The sequence below is a fragment of the Ruegeria sp. HKCCD7296 genome, from assembly GCF_013110775.1.
In the GTDB taxonomy this organism is placed as follows: domain Bacteria; phylum Pseudomonadota; class Alphaproteobacteria; order Rhodobacterales; family Rhodobacteraceae; genus Ruegeria.
In genome coordinates this window covers 72,211-88,718 of the sequence record NZ_WVRF01000018.1, presented here as the reverse complement: position 1 = coordinate 88,718, position 16,508 = coordinate 72,211, and the positions used below count along the sequence as shown (strand labels likewise).

The 16,508-nt window shown below is 51.3% G+C and carries 13 protein-coding genes; 5 read left to right on the top strand and 8 right to left on the bottom strand.

The genetic code is table 11. The features are described 5' to 3' along the window. Positions 1 to 18: 18 nt before the first annotated feature. From GS632_RS19355 to GS632_RS19340, 4 genes are all read right to left on the bottom strand, one after another. Positions 19 to 393, bottom strand: a complete 375-nt coding sequence (locus GS632_RS19355; protein ID WP_171722318.1) for a hypothetical protein — start codon at positions 391 to 393, stop codon at positions 19 to 21. A 354-nt stretch (positions 394 to 747) separates the two neighbouring features. Next, on the bottom strand, positions 748 to 1,728 hold the full coding sequence (locus tag GS632_RS19350; protein WP_171722319.1) for a GTP-binding protein: 981 nt from the start codon (positions 1,726 to 1,728) through the stop codon (positions 748 to 750). 4 nt (positions 1,729 to 1,732) lie between these two features. Beyond that, positions 1,733 to 3,205 (bottom strand): guanitoxin biosynthesis MBL fold metallo-hydrolase GntH, encoded by a 1,473-nt coding sequence (gntH, locus tag GS632_RS19345; protein WP_171722320.1) that lies wholly within the window; start codon positions 3,203 to 3,205, stop codon positions 1,733 to 1,735. Between the two features lie 10 nt (positions 3,206 to 3,215). Beyond that, positions 3,216 to 3,449: a hypothetical protein gene (locus GS632_RS19340; protein ID WP_171722321.1), complete on the bottom strand. Its 234-nt coding sequence runs from the start codon at positions 3,447 to 3,449 to the stop codon at positions 3,216 to 3,218. 99 nt (positions 3,450 to 3,548) lie between these two features. On the opposite strand from GS632_RS19340, the gene GS632_RS19335 reads away from it, so the two are divergent. Together GS632_RS19335 and GS632_RS19330 are read left to right on the top strand one after the other, a co-directional pair. Continuing rightward, positions 3,549 to 4,883 carry a hypothetical protein gene (locus GS632_RS19335; protein ID WP_171722322.1) on the top strand — a complete coding sequence of 445 codons (1,335 nt, stop codon included), beginning with the start codon at positions 3,549 to 3,551 and terminating at the stop codon, positions 4,881 to 4,883. Positions 4,884 to 5,469: 586 nt separating this feature from the next. Continuing rightward, on the top strand, positions 5,470 to 7,209 hold the full coding sequence (locus GS632_RS19330; RefSeq protein ID WP_170739449.1) for an adenylate/guanylate cyclase domain-containing protein: 1,740 nt from the start codon (positions 5,470 to 5,472) through the stop codon (positions 7,207 to 7,209). A gap of 958 nt (positions 7,210 to 8,167) precedes the next feature. Here the strand turns inward: GS632_RS19330 and GS632_RS19325 are convergent. From GS632_RS19325 to GS632_RS19315, 3 genes are read right to left on the bottom strand one after another with little or no spacing between them, the layout of a single operon-like run. Continuing rightward, positions 8,168 to 9,844, bottom strand: a complete 1,677-nt coding sequence (locus GS632_RS19325; RefSeq protein WP_171722323.1) for a recombinase family protein — start codon at positions 9,842 to 9,844, stop codon at positions 8,168 to 8,170. After that, positions 9,841 to 10,278, bottom strand: coding sequence for a DUF2924 domain-containing protein (locus tag GS632_RS19320; protein ID WP_171722324.1), 438 nt, complete (start codon positions 10,276 to 10,278; stop codon positions 9,841 to 9,843). The genes GS632_RS19325 and GS632_RS19320 overlap by 4 nt, the downstream gene beginning before the upstream one ends. After that, entirely contained in the window at positions 10,278 to 10,511 is a 234-nt protein-coding gene (locus GS632_RS19315) for a DUF3489 domain-containing protein (protein ID WP_171722325.1), read from the bottom strand. Before GS632_RS19315 ends, GS632_RS19320 begins: the two co-directional genes overlap by 1 nt. 577 nt (positions 10,512 to 11,088) lie before the next feature. Between GS632_RS19315 and GS632_RS19310 the strand changes: the two genes are divergently transcribed. The 3 genes from GS632_RS19310 to GS632_RS19300 all read left to right on the top strand — a co-directional run bounded on the left by GS632_RS19310 (position 11,089) and on the right by GS632_RS19300 (position 15,519). Continuing rightward, positions 11,089 to 12,711, top strand: a complete 1,623-nt coding sequence (locus GS632_RS19310; RefSeq protein WP_171722326.1) for a DEAD/DEAH box helicase — start codon at positions 11,089 to 11,091, stop codon at positions 12,709 to 12,711. Next, positions 12,711 to 14,591 (top strand): ATP-binding protein, encoded by a 1,881-nt coding sequence (locus GS632_RS19305; RefSeq protein ID WP_171722327.1) that lies wholly within the window; start codon positions 12,711 to 12,713, stop codon positions 14,589 to 14,591. The genes GS632_RS19310 and GS632_RS19305 overlap by 1 nt, the downstream gene beginning before the upstream one ends. Positions 14,592 to 14,754: 163 nt before the next feature. After that, positions 14,755 to 15,519 carry a hypothetical protein gene (locus GS632_RS19300; RefSeq protein WP_171722328.1) on the top strand — a complete coding sequence of 255 codons (765 nt, stop codon included), beginning with the start codon at positions 14,755 to 14,757 and terminating at the stop codon, positions 15,517 to 15,519. A 167-nt stretch (positions 15,520 to 15,686) separates the two neighbouring features. Here the strand turns inward: GS632_RS19300 and GS632_RS19295 are convergent, their stop codons facing one another. Beyond that, positions 15,687 to 16,478: a DUF2196 domain-containing protein gene (locus GS632_RS19295; RefSeq protein ID WP_171722329.1), complete on the bottom strand. Its 792-nt coding sequence runs from the start codon at positions 16,476 to 16,478 to the stop codon at positions 15,687 to 15,689. Positions 16,479 to 16,508: the final 30 nt, after the last annotated feature.

Genomic DNA, 16,508 nt, shown 5'->3' with positions numbered 1-16,508 from the left:
CTGATCCTCCTAAGCCAATCAAACGCTCGTGTTCCAAATCATTCGATGACGGACAGGCCCCAAGTTTCCGACCAAAGTCCAATCCTCAACAACCTCGGCAAAGATCAATGACGGCCCGTCTTCCAGCGGAGTCACGGCTACAGTGGCACCTCGATAATCAAGCCTTCCATCGATGGAATGAAGGTGTCCAATAACGTCGACTTCAACCGGTGGATCCTCGGAAGCGTTCCCAAAATCCCCGATGAGAAGCACCGTGCGCAATTCACCGGGATCGATAGCGGGCAACACTGACACACAGTGCATTGTTCCGGTCTGGCCTGACTTTGTTACAACTCTGAAGTCACCTGCCTGCATAGTTTCCAGGTCTATCTCGGTTGAAAAAATTACGGGCATCCCGTGTCTGCCCCTGGAACCTCTGCAAATGAGATTTGCTACTCGAGGCAAGGCCTCGAGCCCGTGGAACGCAGAAAGCAACTCGGCATTTTGTCCTCCAGCTGAACTCGGCAATCCGAGGTTTGGGGTTGTGTCTTCAAGTTCTCGACTTGAGACGTCCTGCGCGCATAAAGCCGTGCCTGACAAGACAAACGCAGTGGCAGGTGCGAGCAATCTGATCGTTTGGCTCCATTTCCTAAACTGCTTCAGCAATTAGGTTTTTCTCCATATTTGGTCGGCGGAGCTGCGAGCTTTCGAGCTGTTACGTGTTAGAGTTTCACAAACACACGCAAACAAATTTTGTCGAACTTGCCGCTACGCGGTCGCCAACAACGCATCGGAAAGCTCGTATTCCGAAAGGGCCCCTGGTGCACCTATTGCAACAAGCCTTGTTTCAGGTTTTCGGTGGCCCCATGCGCCATCCCTTGCGATGTCCATGCGCTTTCCGACTACCTGAACAAGAATGCGATGATCTGGATCCTCCTCGCTAAAGACAAAGCCCTTGAGGCGGTAAACGTCGCCCGGAAGCTTTCGAATTGCACTCCGAAGAGAAGACAAGCTTATCGGGCGTTCAGCTTTCATCATAGTTGTTGAGAAGCTTTCCGAGTGATCAGAGTGCCGGCAACCACAATTCGGTCCATGTTCGTGATGATCGGGTATTTCTGTTTCGAGCTGTTCGGCGGCAAAGCGACCAACTGAAAGAAGTATATCCAGTGGGACGTCTGCGTTCACAGCCTCGACCAGACGATACCGACGGAAACGCGACCCAAGCCAATCGTGTACCTTTTGGACTGTGGCTCTGTCGACGAGGTCGACCTTGTTCAGAATAACCATGTCCGAAAACGCGATTTGGCGAAGTTTCAATTCCATTTGTTCCGGCGCAGCAAATAGTTGTTCCGCATCGACAAGACACATGAGGCTGTCCAAGCGGATCATGTCCCGGAACCGTTGATCGGTAAACGTCATTGCGATTGATGACGGGTCCGACACTCCACTGGCTTCAAGGACGATGTATTCCGGTTTCTCAGGCCGGGCGAGAACAGCTTCTACCGTTTCGATCAGGTCATCTCGGATCGAGCAGCAAACGCAGCCATTTGCTAAACTCATCACATCATCTTCGAGACCGACTACCAAGTCAGCATCGACATTGATGGATCCAAAGTCGTTGACCAGAACTGCAACCCGCAACCCGTGATTGCCTGTTAGGATCCGGTTCAAAAGTGTTGTCTTACCTGCCCCAAGAAAGCCGGTAAGGATCGTTACGGGGATTGCGGATGACGACCCAAATTCAATCATGTCGTTACTCCGCCTTCTTCTTGCGGTTTGGAATGACGTCATCGACCTTGATTACGAAATCGCTGGGCCACTCGGGATCGGGAGCACGGAATACGTCAGCTGGATAGTATTCCTTGGGATCGATCTCCATATCGCGGTATTTCTGGTCCTGCTGTTCGGCGCGTGATGACCGCGGTGCTGGCGGCTTGATTTCATCCGGCAACGTGATCTTGCCTTCTGCTTCCATCTTGCCCAATTCGCGGAATGGCGCGACTGAACCAGATTTTCCTGGAAGTGTCGCCTTGCGATACCAGATTGCATCTTTGGTGACGTTGACGACGGCTACATCCAAACCCCAAGCGAACAGCCCATCATAGTGGGCACGGATTCCCGCCAGCATTTCGGCATCGATGTCCTCGTCTTGCGTATAGTGGGTTACCATCGCAAGCCGTGGGCGCGCCTCAGCCATCATCTTACCGACCGCATAGTGCGATGTATGATGCGTGTCGATTGTGTAGTTGAACAGCTCTTGCGGCAGACCGTATTTGTAGGTCATCAACTGACCGATATCCTGTCCGGACATTTCGGTCACAAACACATCGACGCCTTTGCCGTATTCAAGACTCAGTTCGTCAGGGCGGCCATCGCCGGTCCAAACAAAGCTCAGGCCATTCCAATCCAGCCGATACCCCACAGCACCGTCTTTGGCGTGGCTACGAGGCCAGGACCGAACAGTAACGCCATCTTGGTCATAAACAATGCCGCCTTCTTGGCGGAAATCGAATTCGTTAACTTCGATCTCGTAGCCGTCCCCGATTGGGAACACATCGAAGGCCTCAAGATGCCATTTGAGCATCTGCTGCATGCCCTTGACCATTCCGGCTGTACCAAGCTCTGGTGTCCGACCAGAGGGGCCGTGAATGCGCAGCGGTGTGTATCCTCCGGACCAAGCCCGGAATGGGTAAATGTAAGGGATGTCTGCATAGTGATCGACATGCAGATGCGTGATGAAGATGTCGTTGATCAACTGCCCCGGAACCTGCATCCCGATGATGTTGCGTACGCAGCCCGAGCCGAAGTCGAAGAAGAACCTCTTCCCATTACCCAATTCGACCATAATGCAAGTCCCAGCCTGATCTTCGCGGGGCGGAAATGGCGTCGAACCACAGAACGATATCCGCATTTCGTCGGGCCCGAGGTCCTCGGAAAGCGGGAAATAATTCGCGTTCGAACCTGTCATGTATTTGGTAGGACGGAAGTACTCCGGCAGAGTGATGCCCCCGGCAGGCCGACCGCCGTAAGGGTTCTTTAGGCTTTCGCCCAGTGGTCCGTCACCGGGGTGTGCCTGTGCAGTTCCTGTACCGTAGCTAACGGCACCGGTTGCAACCGCACCTGCTGCCAGTCCCTGCATAACGTGTCGCCGGGAAGGGTTTTCGATGTCGTCAGATTTCTGGACCTGTTCGTTCTTAAGTTCTTTGCCGTTGTCTTCTTTTGTCATGGCTGTGCCCTTAGTTGGATATGCTACGAAGGTTGCGCTTCACCATCCGGCGAAGCTCGTTCACGAGTTCGGATCTGATGTGGGCCCATTCCGCGCGCTCTGTGGCTGTGATCGATGTGTCATCCAACAGCGCCGACACTTTTTTCAGGTCTTCGATTGCCTCGCTGAGTAACGCATCCGTTTCGATACGCCCTGAAAGCGCATCGGAAAGCTCTGGAAGCTCGTCACTCAGTTCCCAAGTCACTGGATAATCCTCGGTTCCCACTATCTATTCTCACATCAAAATGAGTGCGGTTGACGACACACGCCAAGTGAGTCACCGTGAGTTGGGGGTGAGTTTGCTTTGAACCAAGCTAATGAAATGCCAATAGATCAAGATGTTGCACCGCCATCGCCGGAGCTTGTCCGACAGGCACTTCAGAGCGTTGTTTCCAGCGTCGCGTTCCAGGCTTCGCCTCGACTTCAGCAGTTTCTTACTTACGTGGTCGAAGAAACTCTCGCGGGTCGCGGCGCCCAGATCCGCGGCAAAGCAATCGCGGTCGAAGTTTACGGTCGGAGCATTGATGGCACCGGTGGTCGGAATCTTGTCCGCGTCGAAGCCAGACGGCTGCGGCGACTGCTACATGAGTTTTACGAAGATCAATGGGATGGTGAGGGGGTTCGAATTTTTGTTGATTCCGGCGGATACAAGCCACGATTTTCGCAAGGAAGGACGATTGAAGACGACAACTCAAGGGTTCAGGACAGCCATGTTCTTGGGGGCCATCGACGTCTACGGCAACTGCTGCCAATTGGGTTGGGTTGCCTGGCATTGATTGCGGTGACTGGCTTTTGGTTCACTCGGGATAACAAGGTGGTTTTACCGGCAGCTCAATCCATCGAACAGGCTGAGCGAACTGCTCTTGGTGAGCAATCTTTGACAAGGCTTCAGGCGGCTAATCTTGCGGATCAAGCCCGAGGCATGTTTTTTCCTGTTTTTGACGTCAAGCGCCAGCAAATAGCACTGGGAATGTTTCAGCATGCCGCGGAGCTCGACCCAGCGCTCTCCGACGGTTATGCCGGATCGGCACAGGTCCTGGCGACTTTGGCCATGCTGTCCCCTGATGAGGCACAAAGAGACGACCTCTTTAGCCAAGCTGCCGAGATGTCCGGAAGAGCGCTTGATCTATCTCCCACCGATGCGTGGGCAAACGGTGCAAATGGTTGGGTATTGGCCACCCAAAACAAACCAGTCGAGGCTATGAAATACGCAAGACTGTCGGTCGAGCTTGCGCCGAATGATGGTCATATTCTGGATCTTGTTGGCATCGCCGCCATCATGGCGAACGCTCCGGATCTTGCGGCTGAGGTTAGCGATCCAAAAAGATTCAGGTCAGGATCGGGCCGCTTTGGCGCACGAAATATTTGGGGTGTATCGCAACTAATGCTCGGAAATTACGAAGGCGTTGTGGACGCCTTTAAAGGAGCGCCCGCAGCCGGTGCGCCTGTAAGTGCTCCTTCTCTCCTGTTCCAAGCCGTTGCGCAGGATCAGTTGGGACATACCGAAGAAGCTCAGCGACTTATTTCCGAAATGCGCAAAACGTGGCCGGAGTTTCCATCTGAGTTTCTCGCCGGCAGGATTTTCCAAAATGATGACGCAACGCGGCAAGCGATACTGGATACGCTGAGTAGTTACTGATGAAACGCATCGCATAGCTGTCGATGTAAAGTTTTCTAGTTCCTGTCGTTGATGTCATATTCAAAATGACAATGCTTCGTTGAACTCGAATGATTGGTTTTGGTCGCTACGCTTTCCAGCTTTGGAAGCCATCGCAGAATGCAAAAAGTGGCAGATCCAGGCGACTTTGCAAAGTCTGCTTTCTGCGCATTGCTGTCATTGGAGCTTCGCGCAGCATCAGTCAATTTTGGGCTCAGTGTTGTCGCTCTCTGCGGCTTGCATGATTGATTGGTCGCAGCCCAAAGCGGACAGAACTGACAGTTCGATCCAAACAAGAATAATTCCAATTTAGGGTTACTGACCCGAAAAGCTCGAGCACGAACTTTACATCCAAATACGAAAGCTCACCCTGAATTCTGGAGTCTCGAGTCATTTACTTTTGAACGAGCAAGCCCGGATTAAGTTTGAAAAGCACTGAAGCATTTGATTAACTTGATCCCGACCGCTGAGCATTGAGTAATTGACCGGAGTTTTTGCTTTTTTGCCTTTGTTGACCCTACGCAAATGTCTTGTGAGGCAGGCTGTGAAAACTCTTTTGGGATGAGAAATGGAGAGACGGCTTACAACCATCGTTGCAGCTGACCTAGTTGGGTACTCTCGTTTAATGGCGTCGGATGAAGAGCGAACAATCAAACGCCTTCGCGCCGTAAGGACCGAAATAGTGGAGCCGTTGGTACAACAGGATGGCGGTAAGATAATTAAGACTATGGGCGATGGCCTGTTAGCCGAGTTTCCCTCACCGGTAGCAGCGGTTCGGTGCGTTATCGAAATTCAGGGGGCAATTGCGTCCCGTGAAAATGGCCCAGAAGAGCAAAGACTACAGTTTAGAGTTGGCGTTAATCTGGGGGACGTCGTCGAAGACGGCGACGATATACTTGGTGACGGTGTAAACGTTGCTGCAAGGTTGGAAAAACTTTCTGCTCCAGGCGGAGCGGTAATAAGCCGATCTGTCTTCGACCAACTGCGCGGCAAAGTGACGACTGAGCTAGCCGCTATGGGGCCGCAAAGAGTCAAAAATATTCCCGACCCCGTAGATGCTTGGAGAGTTGAGATCAATGGCGCATCCGAAGTGCCTATGACGTATGACTTGCCTGAAAAACCCTCAATTATTGTCTTGCCGTTCGACAATATGTCTCCCGACAAAGACCAGGAGTTCTTTTGCGACGGGCTGGTAGAAGATTTAACCACCGCACTTAGTCGCTTTAGGCAACTGTTTGTAATTGCAAGAAACACTGCGTTTACATTCAAAGCGAAGAGCGTGGATGTCCGTGAAGTCTCTCGCGCGCTTGGTGTGCGGTATGTTCTGGAGGGCTCTGTTCGGACGGCAGGACAGCGACTGCGCGTCACTGCACAGTTGATTGACGCAGTTAATGACAGACATATCTGGGCTGAAAAATTTGACGGAAACAACGAAGACGTTTTTGATTTTCAAGACAAACTTACGGCCAGCATTGCTGGCGCCATTTTGCCCGAAGTCTCTGCCTCGGAGCTGGAAAATGCTCATCGGCGGAACACTAAAAATTTGTCAACATGGATGCTGAATGCTCGCGCCCTAACAGAGTTAGCCGCGTTTTCTCCAGATAGCATGTTGCGTGCTCTGAGCTACTCCAACGAAGCTCTTAAATCGGACCCGGAAAGCTCACAGAGCCACGCGATTATTTCCAACATACATGCGATGGAAACTATCTACGCCTGGAATCGTGCTCCAGTAGAAGCCGTCGAGCTATCAAGTGCCGCGGCCCGAGCTGCTATTTCGTTAGACCGCAAGAACGAAGATGCTCTTGGCGCACTTGGAATGTGCGCTTTGGTTGCTAGAAACCATTCGGAGGCAATTTCGCTTTATCGCAGAGCACTTGAGCTTAACCCAAACTCTGTCAGTAATATGAATGGGCTGGGCATGACACTAGTATATAGCCACGAGTTGGAAGAAGGAGTTGAACTCCTGAAACTTGCCACACGCCTCGGGCCGCGTGATCATTGGGCTTGTTTCAGTATTTGCCACGTTGGATTTGCGGACTTTTTCCGCGGCGACTTTGAAGCAACTATTATAAGTGCGGACCAGGCACACCAGGAGTTTCCTCAACATCCGACACCACATAGATTAAAAGCCGCTTGTCTAGGGCTCCTTGGGCGAATTGACGAAGCGCGCGCCGAGATGAATATGCTACAGAAACTAGCGCCGAAGGTCACGCTTTCTCAAACGCGAGCTGGTGTTCCATTCGCCTACAAGGAAGACGCCGATGAATATATCGAAGGTCTGCGTCGCGCCGGAATGCCAGAGAATTAGGTGCTTGAGCTGAATGAGCGAATTTTTCCAGATGGATGCTAACGAATTGGTCACAAAACGTTTTTGAAACAATGGATTTTCAAACTCCATGTTTGGGCTATTGGCTGCACGCTTGAGAGAATGTCCAATACAAAAGGCGACGTTCGACTTAAACGCAGCATTTTAAACGTTGGAGATGTAGGAGCCGGTTTAGGCTTTGCCCATCGGGGGTTGGTAGCAGCCCGAAGCTGACATAACGTCATCTAGGCTTGGGGCAGCTTGGCTTTGCAAAGTTCTCTATCTGCGCATCGCTGACGTAGTACAGTCGGGATGCTGCGCGGCAGAGAATTGAAGCTGCCCGATGAAGCGGAAGTTGACCCGAGCCATCTCAACATCCGATTTCGGTGTAGTGGGCAACTCTCGAAAAGGTCTTCGAGGTGCGATGCTCGCCAAAGCCCGTCAAATCTGCGATGGACTAGTGTTGTTTCAAAATTTACGGCATGGGCCGGCACTTCTAGTGGTCTTGGTCTTTGTTCTACTTTTGCACGCTTATGCCTCCTGTTTTTGGTCTTGCACGCTTATGCTTCATGCGTTGCACAGTTATGGTGTTTCATCAAATTTTCCGCTCTTTAAGTTGTTGTTTTAAAGAGATATTTTAGCACAACCTATGCAAGAAACCACTGATTCGTGCACGCTTATGCTCAATTTGCAGCTATTGATATAATGTATATTTTTGCAAATCGTCGCGTAGTTTTGGGCGCCCTCAGAGGTATAAAAATACCCCAAACCGAAAGATCGTTGAAATTCTGCCCGTTTCCCTGAAAAGTCTGGAATCGCCATTTTCGCGGTAGCAGTTTGGGCGAATGTGATGGTGGTGGCATCGCCATTCGAGTGGTCACAACCGGGTTGCATATCGCCGGAAGCCGAAGCAGGCGACGATCAGCGCCGCAAGTAGTCATATTGATTTAGGTGCAGTGGCTTACAATGTGGCGAAGGCGTCGCGCTGCTCTTTCCAGATGGGTGAGAAGGCATGGCGCTTCAGCCGGTCGGACGTCATGCCAACCGGCTGTCGCCCCTCGCGGACGGCTCTGACGATGTCCGGTGCGAGGAACGCCAGTTCGATCAGTTGCTGAACCCGGCGTTTCGAGACACCTTCGGCTTCGGCGATCTCGGCAAAGGTTTTGCCTGACCGGACCAGATCAAAATATCGATGCGCACGGGCAATGTTGCGCAGTAAAGTTGCATCGATCTCTGGCTGGGCGTCGCCGATGATCAGCCTGGTTTCCACGCCCCGCTTCCGATGCTGGAACGCTGAGGTGATGCTCAGCAGTTCTTCCACAATGCGCGCCGCATCCGCATCAAGTTGATGTGCGAGATGCGCGCCTGACAGGGTGATGCAAATGTTGCCGGGCGCGATATCGATGCGGTCGACCAGTTTAAGGCAGTGGTGCAGCGCATCCTTAACAGCGGCAGCGTCGCCTTCGAACAGTTCGGACAAGCGCGCTCCGATCCCGAAGGTTTCATCGGCGGTCGCCTCACACAAGATGCCTGCACGCACCTGTGGTTCTTTCAAATGAAGCCTGACGAGATCAGCGACCTTGTCTTCCAACTCCGCTGCCGGCAACCGCCATCCCGATGGATCACGTGGTGCCGTTCCGCGCACCAGCCGATGGGACACATAATATCTGAGCTTGCGGCCTTTGGCGGTTTTCGAATGGCTGGGCGTCAGCCGGTCTCCGGTCTGATCGAAGATCCTGCCGGCCAGCGGCGATGCCGATGCTTTGGCGCCCTTGCGGTTCCGCTTCGTGAATGTCCGGTCTTTTGCTGCATCCGATTGAAGCTGATCCTGGATGCTGTCCCAAACCTCAGGGTCGATCAGCGGAGGGTGCTGGCCGGGATAGACTTTCGCGTGGTGCCGGATGCGACCGGCATAAACGGGGTTCGTCAGGATGTAATGGATGTGGCCGTAGCTGAATTGCGCGCCGCCTTTCACCCTGCCCGAGAGCAGCGTTCTGACCGGGGTCTTCAGACCAAGGGCATCAACCGCTTCTTTAACGACGCGCGTATTGCGGTGCTCGAGATACAGGTCATAGATCGTGCGGATGACCCCGGCGTCCGGCTCGGCAATCTTCAGCGATCGTCCATCAGCGGCATAGCCCAATGGCACCGTCGCGCCCATCCAGAGCCCCTTCTTCTTTGACGCCGCAATCTTGTCGCGGATGCGCTCGGCGGTGACTTCGCGCTCAAACTGCGCAAAGCTCAGCAACATGTTCAATGTCAACCGCCCCATGCTGGTGGCCGTGTTGAAAGACTGCGTGACCGAGACGAACGACGTACCCGCCGCATCCAGCCGCTCGACCATCTTGGCAAAGTCCGCCAGCGAGCGCGTCAATCGATCAATCTTGTAAACAAGGATCTGATCCACAATACCCCGGTCAATGTCAGCGAGCAAGCGCTGGAGTCCAGGCCGCTCCATGCTGCCACCCGAAAGACCGCCATCGTCATAGCTCTCTGACAACAACACCCAGCCTTCCGCCTTCTGGCTGGCGATATAGGCAGCACAGGCCTCGTATTGCGCATCGAGGGAGTTGAACTCCTGCTCCAATCCTTCTTCCGAGCTCTTGCGGGTGTAGATGGCGCAGCGGATCTTCTTCATTGGACAGTCCCTGTGCCGCTGTTCAGACCAAAGAACCGGGGGCCTGACCAGCTGGTGCCGGTTATTTGCAGCGCGATGGCCGACAGGGATTTGAAGTGGTCGCCGTTCATCGCGAACCCATTTTCCAGAACCTCGACCTGGTACCGCTGGCCATTCCACTCCCGCACAAGCTGCGTGCCGGTTTTGATAGCGGGCGCCGGGGCTCTGAGCTGCTTGCCACCGGCAGCGGATTTCAAAGCGCGCTTCACCTCTGTCGTCAGGCCCCCGAACGCGCGGCATTGCGCATCCCAAATCAGCGCCTTGCGCATGAAGATCATCGACAGGAAGTGTGGCGGGGCGTCGCCAAACGCCTCCGCCCAGGCGACGCGCAGAGCGGCCCGATCCATCTGGCCGAGTTCTGCCCAGTGCGCAGCTATGTCCGTATTGTCCGCCATCAGGCGGCATCCGCCGGTTGGGCCGTGATGCGGTAGCTCAGGGCTTTCCCCTGCCCCGGTTTCTCGGCGGAGATCTCAAACCCGGCCTTGCGCAGGCCGGTCAGTGCCGCCCGCGTCGTGTGCGACTGCCAGCCGAGTTTGGCGCTGATCGTGGCAACATCCGCCCCGGCCTTCCGGGTCAGCATCTGGATAAGCTGCGCTTTCTTGGTTTTGGGTTTCGATGATTGTTTCATTGATCTTCTCCATATTGTTCAGACAGGTCGGAATTGATCCTGCTACTGAGCAGAGCCCGGAAGTCCGGGCGGAGAAGGCGGCGCACAGCGCCAGGTGCGTCGCGACACAGACAGTACCGCTCTGTTTGGCGCACAAGTCCAGCGGAATTACAGCCATTTAGCGCATAAAAGCAGTCACACGATAAACAGATTCAGACCCCCGCAGAAGCGCGCCAGACTCTTGAGCGACTTGAGGGCACCGCGCCGGGCACGCTTGCCCAAACCGACGACCAGAACTAAGAAAACCAGACCCGCAGCCTCTCGTTATGAATAAGGGGCCTCAGGGGGCAGGTCATAGAGCTTGCGTCAGTTTCCGAGTTTTCGGGGGTATATCGGGTAAGACCTGGATCAGGTTAGGTGAAAAAGTCACCTTATCGAGGTTCTGTCCAAGGGTCGCGTAGGCAGTAAGAGGGACCCTGCCAAAAAATCCTGTCAAAAGGTCAACTAAACAGTAACTTGGGTGCGTTCGCTCGTGTTTTGGCCATGGACTTTAGGGGGCGCTGAGTTCAAGCTATCGTCCGAAGAAGAGATAGGTTTGATGGAAGCTAGTGTATCAAAATATTTAGAAAAGTTAGACGACTTCACCTTAGAACGGCTTCTAGGAACAACAATTGTTCGGGCAGTTCGCGGCGCATTCGATACGAACATAAAATCGGTGATGGCAGACCTTGTTGCCAAGAAGCTGGGCAAGTCTGCTTTGGATCTTCGTGATTTTCGATTACTTTTGGTCGACACCTTGTCTGAAAGGGAAGCGCTAGAATTTGCTCAATCACTGCAAATCAAACATGTAGAACGCTCAAACGCACATTCGAAATTGCGCGCCCGGTATCGCTCCAGCTTCACAAGTGAAAAATCTCGCGAGCTAGTAAATTTTTTCTCGTTAAATCAGGAGTATGCCAAGTCGGTAGCCGAAGAGACTAGGCTCGATTGCGAGACTGTCTCTTCATCGTACGGGGAGCAAGTAAGGATTTCCGGATTCTTACACGGGTACCAAAAGAAGGTGAAGGATCAGATCTTGGATACCCTCAACCGTCCAGGCAGACGTGTAATGGTCCAAATGCCGACTGGAGCCGGTAAGACATTCACCGCATTGGAAACGGCAGTCGATATCCTTCGAAAACCCTACCAAGACAAGTTTGTTGTTTGGCTGGTGAATTCCAACGAACTGGCTGAACAGGCGCTTAGGTCCTTTACCTCACTTTGGAAGATAAAGGGCGATCGCCCAATCTCTGTCATGCGTTTGTTCAAGGACTTTGAGCCAGACTTTGAACAAGTTCAGAGTGGCGGCGTTGTCTTCACAAGCTATGATCTCTTTTTCTCGATCCTGAGCGGAGACTCGGACGCTAGGAGACAGAATTTACGACATTTAATAAATCAGACAACATATCTGATCGTTGACGAAGCACATGCCGCTATCGCGGACACGTATAAGGCATGCATAAATCAGTTCATCGACAACGATGTAACGCAGATAGTCGGGCTATCAGCCACTCCATTTCGGCAATCTATAGAGGAGGGGAACGAACTAGTACGTCTTTTCTCAGGCAATCTCATATCTATTGTGGATGAAGACGGAGGCGCGTTGGGAGATCCGATCTCATATCTTCAAAGTTCAGGATATTTGGCACGTCTAAATGTGCAATCTTTAACTTCTGAGTTTGCATCCGATGCGTCCAATGAAAACACTCTAATGAAGGCGCTAGCCGAGGATGGGGCTAGGAATCAGGAAATCTTGAGGCAGCTGAGAATTCTCGACAATGATAGGCGCAAAACCTTGGTGTTTGCCTGTACGAAGGATCACGTGATTGCACTATATGTGATGTGCTTAGCGGAAGGTATCGGCGCGGAGTTTATAACTGGAGACACGCCGCAAATCGAGCGACTTGGCATTCTAGAACGCTTCAACAGTGGCAAGCTCAACATCCTCATTAACCTGGAGATTCTTTCAACGGGAATTGATCTGCCCAATGTCAATACTTTGCTGATAGCCAGGCCAATCATGTCTCCAACGCAGTACTCACAGGTAGTTGGTCGCGCTCTTCGAGGGCCGCTAAATGGTGGAAACGAGGAAAACACAGTGATCAATGTTTTGGACAACATAACGCACTACTCATCAGTTTCTCTTCTTTACAACGAATTCAAGCAGCAATGGGGTAACTAATGGCTACCTATTTTACATATCAGGCGCTGGAAAGTCAGAGAGCGTCGGGCTATCGCAATACCACGTTCGCATTGGCTGAGCTAGTAGACAACTCTTTTGATGCAGGTGCTTCTACATGCAAAGTTATCTTTATCGAAAGGCGGACATCTGATGGGCGCAAACGCATCGATGAGGTTTTGATCGCGGATGATGGTGACGGAATGAACACCGGCGATCTTGCAGATTGTTTAAAGTTTGGCGGCGGTACAAACTTCGACCTCGATCAAACTGTGACCAAGGGGAAAATCGGAAAGTTTGGGTTTGGCCTTCCTAACGCGTCTTTGAGCCAATGCCCTAGCGTTTTTGTTTACAGTTGGACCGATCAGGAGGCTGTAAGATCAAGCCGCCTAGTTCTTTCTGAGTTAAAGGATGCTGATGATGTTGATATCCCGCCGGTAGAAGAGTGCCAGTTACCTGCGCATTACGCAAAGCTTGGTGCTCTTCTGAAAGAAAAGTCGGGAACAGTAATCTCGTGGCGGGAGTGTGACCGATTATCAAACGCTCGGGCCGAAACGATCATTCGCAAAAGTGAGGAATTGTTAGGCAAGCTATACAGATACTTGCTAAGTGATGGAAAGAGCATAGAGCTAGTAGTTTTCGAAGCAGAGGGTCCTGGAGGTTCCCGGTTCATCAAGACCCACGAGCACAAGTGTCGGCCCAACGACCCGTTGTTTCTGATGCCCAATACCGTAATTTCAAGCGTGCTGTTTTCTGACGCAAGTAAGTCGACAGGAGCGGAGGTCGCTCGGGACCCAGCGCAGTATTATAAGAAATTTGTGACTGACGAAAATACCTGTGAAGCAACCAATATCAAAGTAGGAGACCACTGTTATGACTGGTCGTTTTTTTGGCGCGGAAAAGAGTACAAGTTCCAGATAAAGACGACTAGAGCGCACGATGACATTCAAAAGCCAGGAATAAGAGAGGGGGGCTCTACATCGGTTGGAGCATTTTACAAAAAGCACGAAAGAGAGTGCATCAGTTTTGTAAGGGCTAACCGCGAAATAGCTGCGGACCATTTTGGGTTCTACAACACATCCGATCCAAGGCAGAGATGGTGGAGCGTAGAAGTATCGTTTGACCCTTATTCAGACGATCTCTTAGGCGTTCATAATAACAAACAAGGCATCGAGTTCGTTTACACTGACGAAGGTGATCCGACGCAGATCTTCGATAAGTACACGGCAACATTACAAGAGGCGCGCGAAGAGCTTTGGAGCCAACTAACGAAGCAAATTACAAAAGCTAGGCAAGCTGCATGGAAAGAAATACTCGGTGCCGAAAAGCGGTTTAGAGAAAAAAATGTCCCGGCTGACACCGAAACCGAAGATGTTTTGCCTGGCTCTAGTTCAACAACCAGTAGAAGGTTGATTGAGACTGACGGTGAAAGGCAGGCACGGTTCACCGAGGAAGAACGCGAGGAGTTGGTAGAACGACTTTCTGAGCGCTTTGCTAATATCCCCAAAGAAAAAATTGAAAATGCGGTGAAAGTTTACGACCAGTCACTACTGCCAGGTTGCCTGCTGTACTGTCCTTCTGAATCTGACCGACTATGGGATCAAACTAGCATCGGCGGTAAATTTTTGGTCGTGATTATTAATACCAATCACAGGTTCTACGAAAAGATGATCCTACCACTCATGGAGCGCGAAAGCGAACTTGGCTTGGCGACGATTGAGCTGTTTGTTGTCAGTTTGGCGGTAGAGGAATCCGAACGATTTGCATCGGACAGTAAGTCGGAAATGATGCAACAGTATCGAACATATGTAGGTATGCACCTGAATCGCTATCTTTTCGAGATTGAGGAGATGGAGTCAGACGAAGTCGAAGAGGCCGTTTGATTTGAGGCCAGAGCTGCTCTTTGTAAAGTACCGAGACATTCGACGGATTTCTGAACTGTCGGAAGCAGAGCTTGTAAACTTAGGTTGGAGAATTCGAAAAAGATACATACGTCACTCTGCTGACTCTGCGGTCGAGTCTTTGAGGTCATTCGCGGAAAAAGCAGTGGATGGACAGGTCCCAAATGTTGAGCATTTCGGAGAGGTCTACGTCGCGCTTCTTCAAGCGCAAAAATGGCGGTACGACAAAGATGCTTTGTCCGTGGATCCTCCCCACGCCCAAGAGTGGGATGAGATGGACACACTCCTTCGGGCATGCTCTTCCAACTTAGATTTAGCAGCTCAGTACCTTAGCGACCAGGGCCTCCTTCCACTTGCATTAGCCTCGGAAGAAACCGGCTATGCTTTTCATCGAATAGTTGTCCTCTCGCTGTTGGGCCGTGCCACAGGGGAGGTTTCCTTGCCCCAAAATGAAGCTTTGATCAAAGGAACTACTTTTGATTTTGTTCAGGCTCTAAGAGATCAGTTTCCAGAAATAATGGAACTTGGGTGTCTCGAGACGCTATCTAGCGAAGAAGACGTCCTTAGTGCATTCGGTTTCTACCTTACGCCAACAAAAGTGAAGCTGTCCGAACTTAGCCCCGTACGTTCAACGTCTCGAACGCTAACCACTAAGTTTGAAGAGCTTTCTATTGAAAGGTTCTTGTTGGTTAGGGACGTTGGCCTCGCTCGTACTGTTGTCGCAAACAAGAACAATCGTTTTGTCAGGGAACTGCTGAGTTTGGACCCGACGCAGCGTCTTGCAACTGAGTTTTTCAATGCCTACGCAGACGCTATGGAAGCTATGCCGACTGAAGAACAGAAGCTAGCTGTCTTCTCCTCTTACTTGGCAATGTCGCTCGATCAACACTTCCGTGATAACAATGCTTGAAAGCGCAACCGGCGCTCGACCAATTTGAGGGCTCCGCGCCTGACGCGCCCGCTCAGATCGATTACTAGAATTATGTAACCCGTACCCTAGAACTCCAGTTGTGAATAAGGAAGCACGGTAGGGCAAGTCAATTGAAAGGCCATATTTAGACTTTGCATTGTGGGGAGTTACGCAAATCGCTTCTCGCAATAATCCAGGATTTCTTCTCCAATCAGCTCGCGAGTCGATGCGTCTGTTCGAATAAAAAAGTAGTCAGCTCCTTTCAGCTTCAAGAAAACTCTTCGATCAGACTTTGTTACTCTAACACCGCAAACCAACAAACCGTCGATTTCTTCAAAGTCTATCTGCAAATAACTATTCAAATGGTTGAACACAGCCGAAGGAAAGTAGTCTTTTACCAAGTCGACAATCATCCTCCGATATCCGTCTTGGGATTGATCTTTCAGTTTTTCAAACTCCCGCTCGACGCCAATAACTTCGTCTATGCCTGTTTCCTTGTTCTCTCTTACGCCGATTACCAGCAAGCCACCGTCTGAATTCAAAAATCCAGCTATAGACTTCGCGATAATGATCTTGGACACAGCCTTCCCATAAATATGCAGCTCTTTGGACTGTGGCCTGTGATTTTTGATGTCTTCGGAGCTGTAATTTGAACTCCAAAGTGCATCAGATTTAAATTCAACATGATGATTTTCGCCAAGGGAAATCACTTCTTCCAAGGTAAGTTGTTTGTCGGAAAGAGGTTTTTGTTCCGACACCGATGCTGGATTATCGGAGGTGGAGTATCCGCCTTTTGATTTGACGCGACCAATCTCACCGGACTCCAATTTCACCAAGATACCATGTGGATGATTACGATTTCTTGTAAGAACTTCTGCGACCACTCCTTTGACAAGCAGCTTTCTTGTCCGATCTGATCTCGGGTTAATCTGAACAACTTGACCTACTGATACATCCATTGATTTTCTTTCATGATTTCCCACGCAAGA

Coding starts and splice junctions, on each gene's coding strand:
- GS632_RS19355 (WP_171722318.1), bottom strand. CDS start 393: ATGCCCGTAATTTTTTCAACCGAGATAGACCTGGAAACTATGCAGGCA.
- GS632_RS19350 (WP_171722319.1), bottom strand. CDS start 1,728: ATGATTGAATTTGGGTCGTCATCCGCAATCCCCGTAACGATCCTTACC.
- gntH (WP_171722320.1), bottom strand. CDS start 3,205: ATGACAAAAGAAGACAACGGCAAAGAACTTAAGAACGAACAGGTCCAG.
- GS632_RS19330 (WP_170739449.1), top strand. CDS start 5,470: ATGGAGAGACGGCTTACAACCATCGTTGCAGCTGACCTAGTTGGGTAC.
- GS632_RS19325 (WP_171722323.1), bottom strand. CDS start 9,844: ATGAAGAAGATCCGCTGCGCCATCTACACCCGCAAGAGCTCGGAAGAA.
- GS632_RS19320 (WP_171722324.1), bottom strand. CDS start 10,278: ATGGCGGACAATACGGACATAGCTGCGCACTGGGCAGAACTCGGCCAG.
- GS632_RS19315 (WP_171722325.1), bottom strand. CDS start 10,511: ATGAAACAATCATCGAAACCCAAAACCAAGAAAGCGCAGCTTATCCAG.
- GS632_RS19310 (WP_171722326.1), top strand. CDS start 11,089: ATGGAAGCTAGTGTATCAAAATATTTAGAAAAGTTAGACGACTTCACC.
- GS632_RS19305 (WP_171722327.1), top strand. CDS start 12,711: ATGGCTACCTATTTTACATATCAGGCGCTGGAAAGTCAGAGAGCGTCG.
- GS632_RS19295 (WP_171722329.1), bottom strand. CDS start 16,478: ATGGATGTATCAGTAGGTCAAGTTGTTCAGATTAACCCGAGATCAGAT.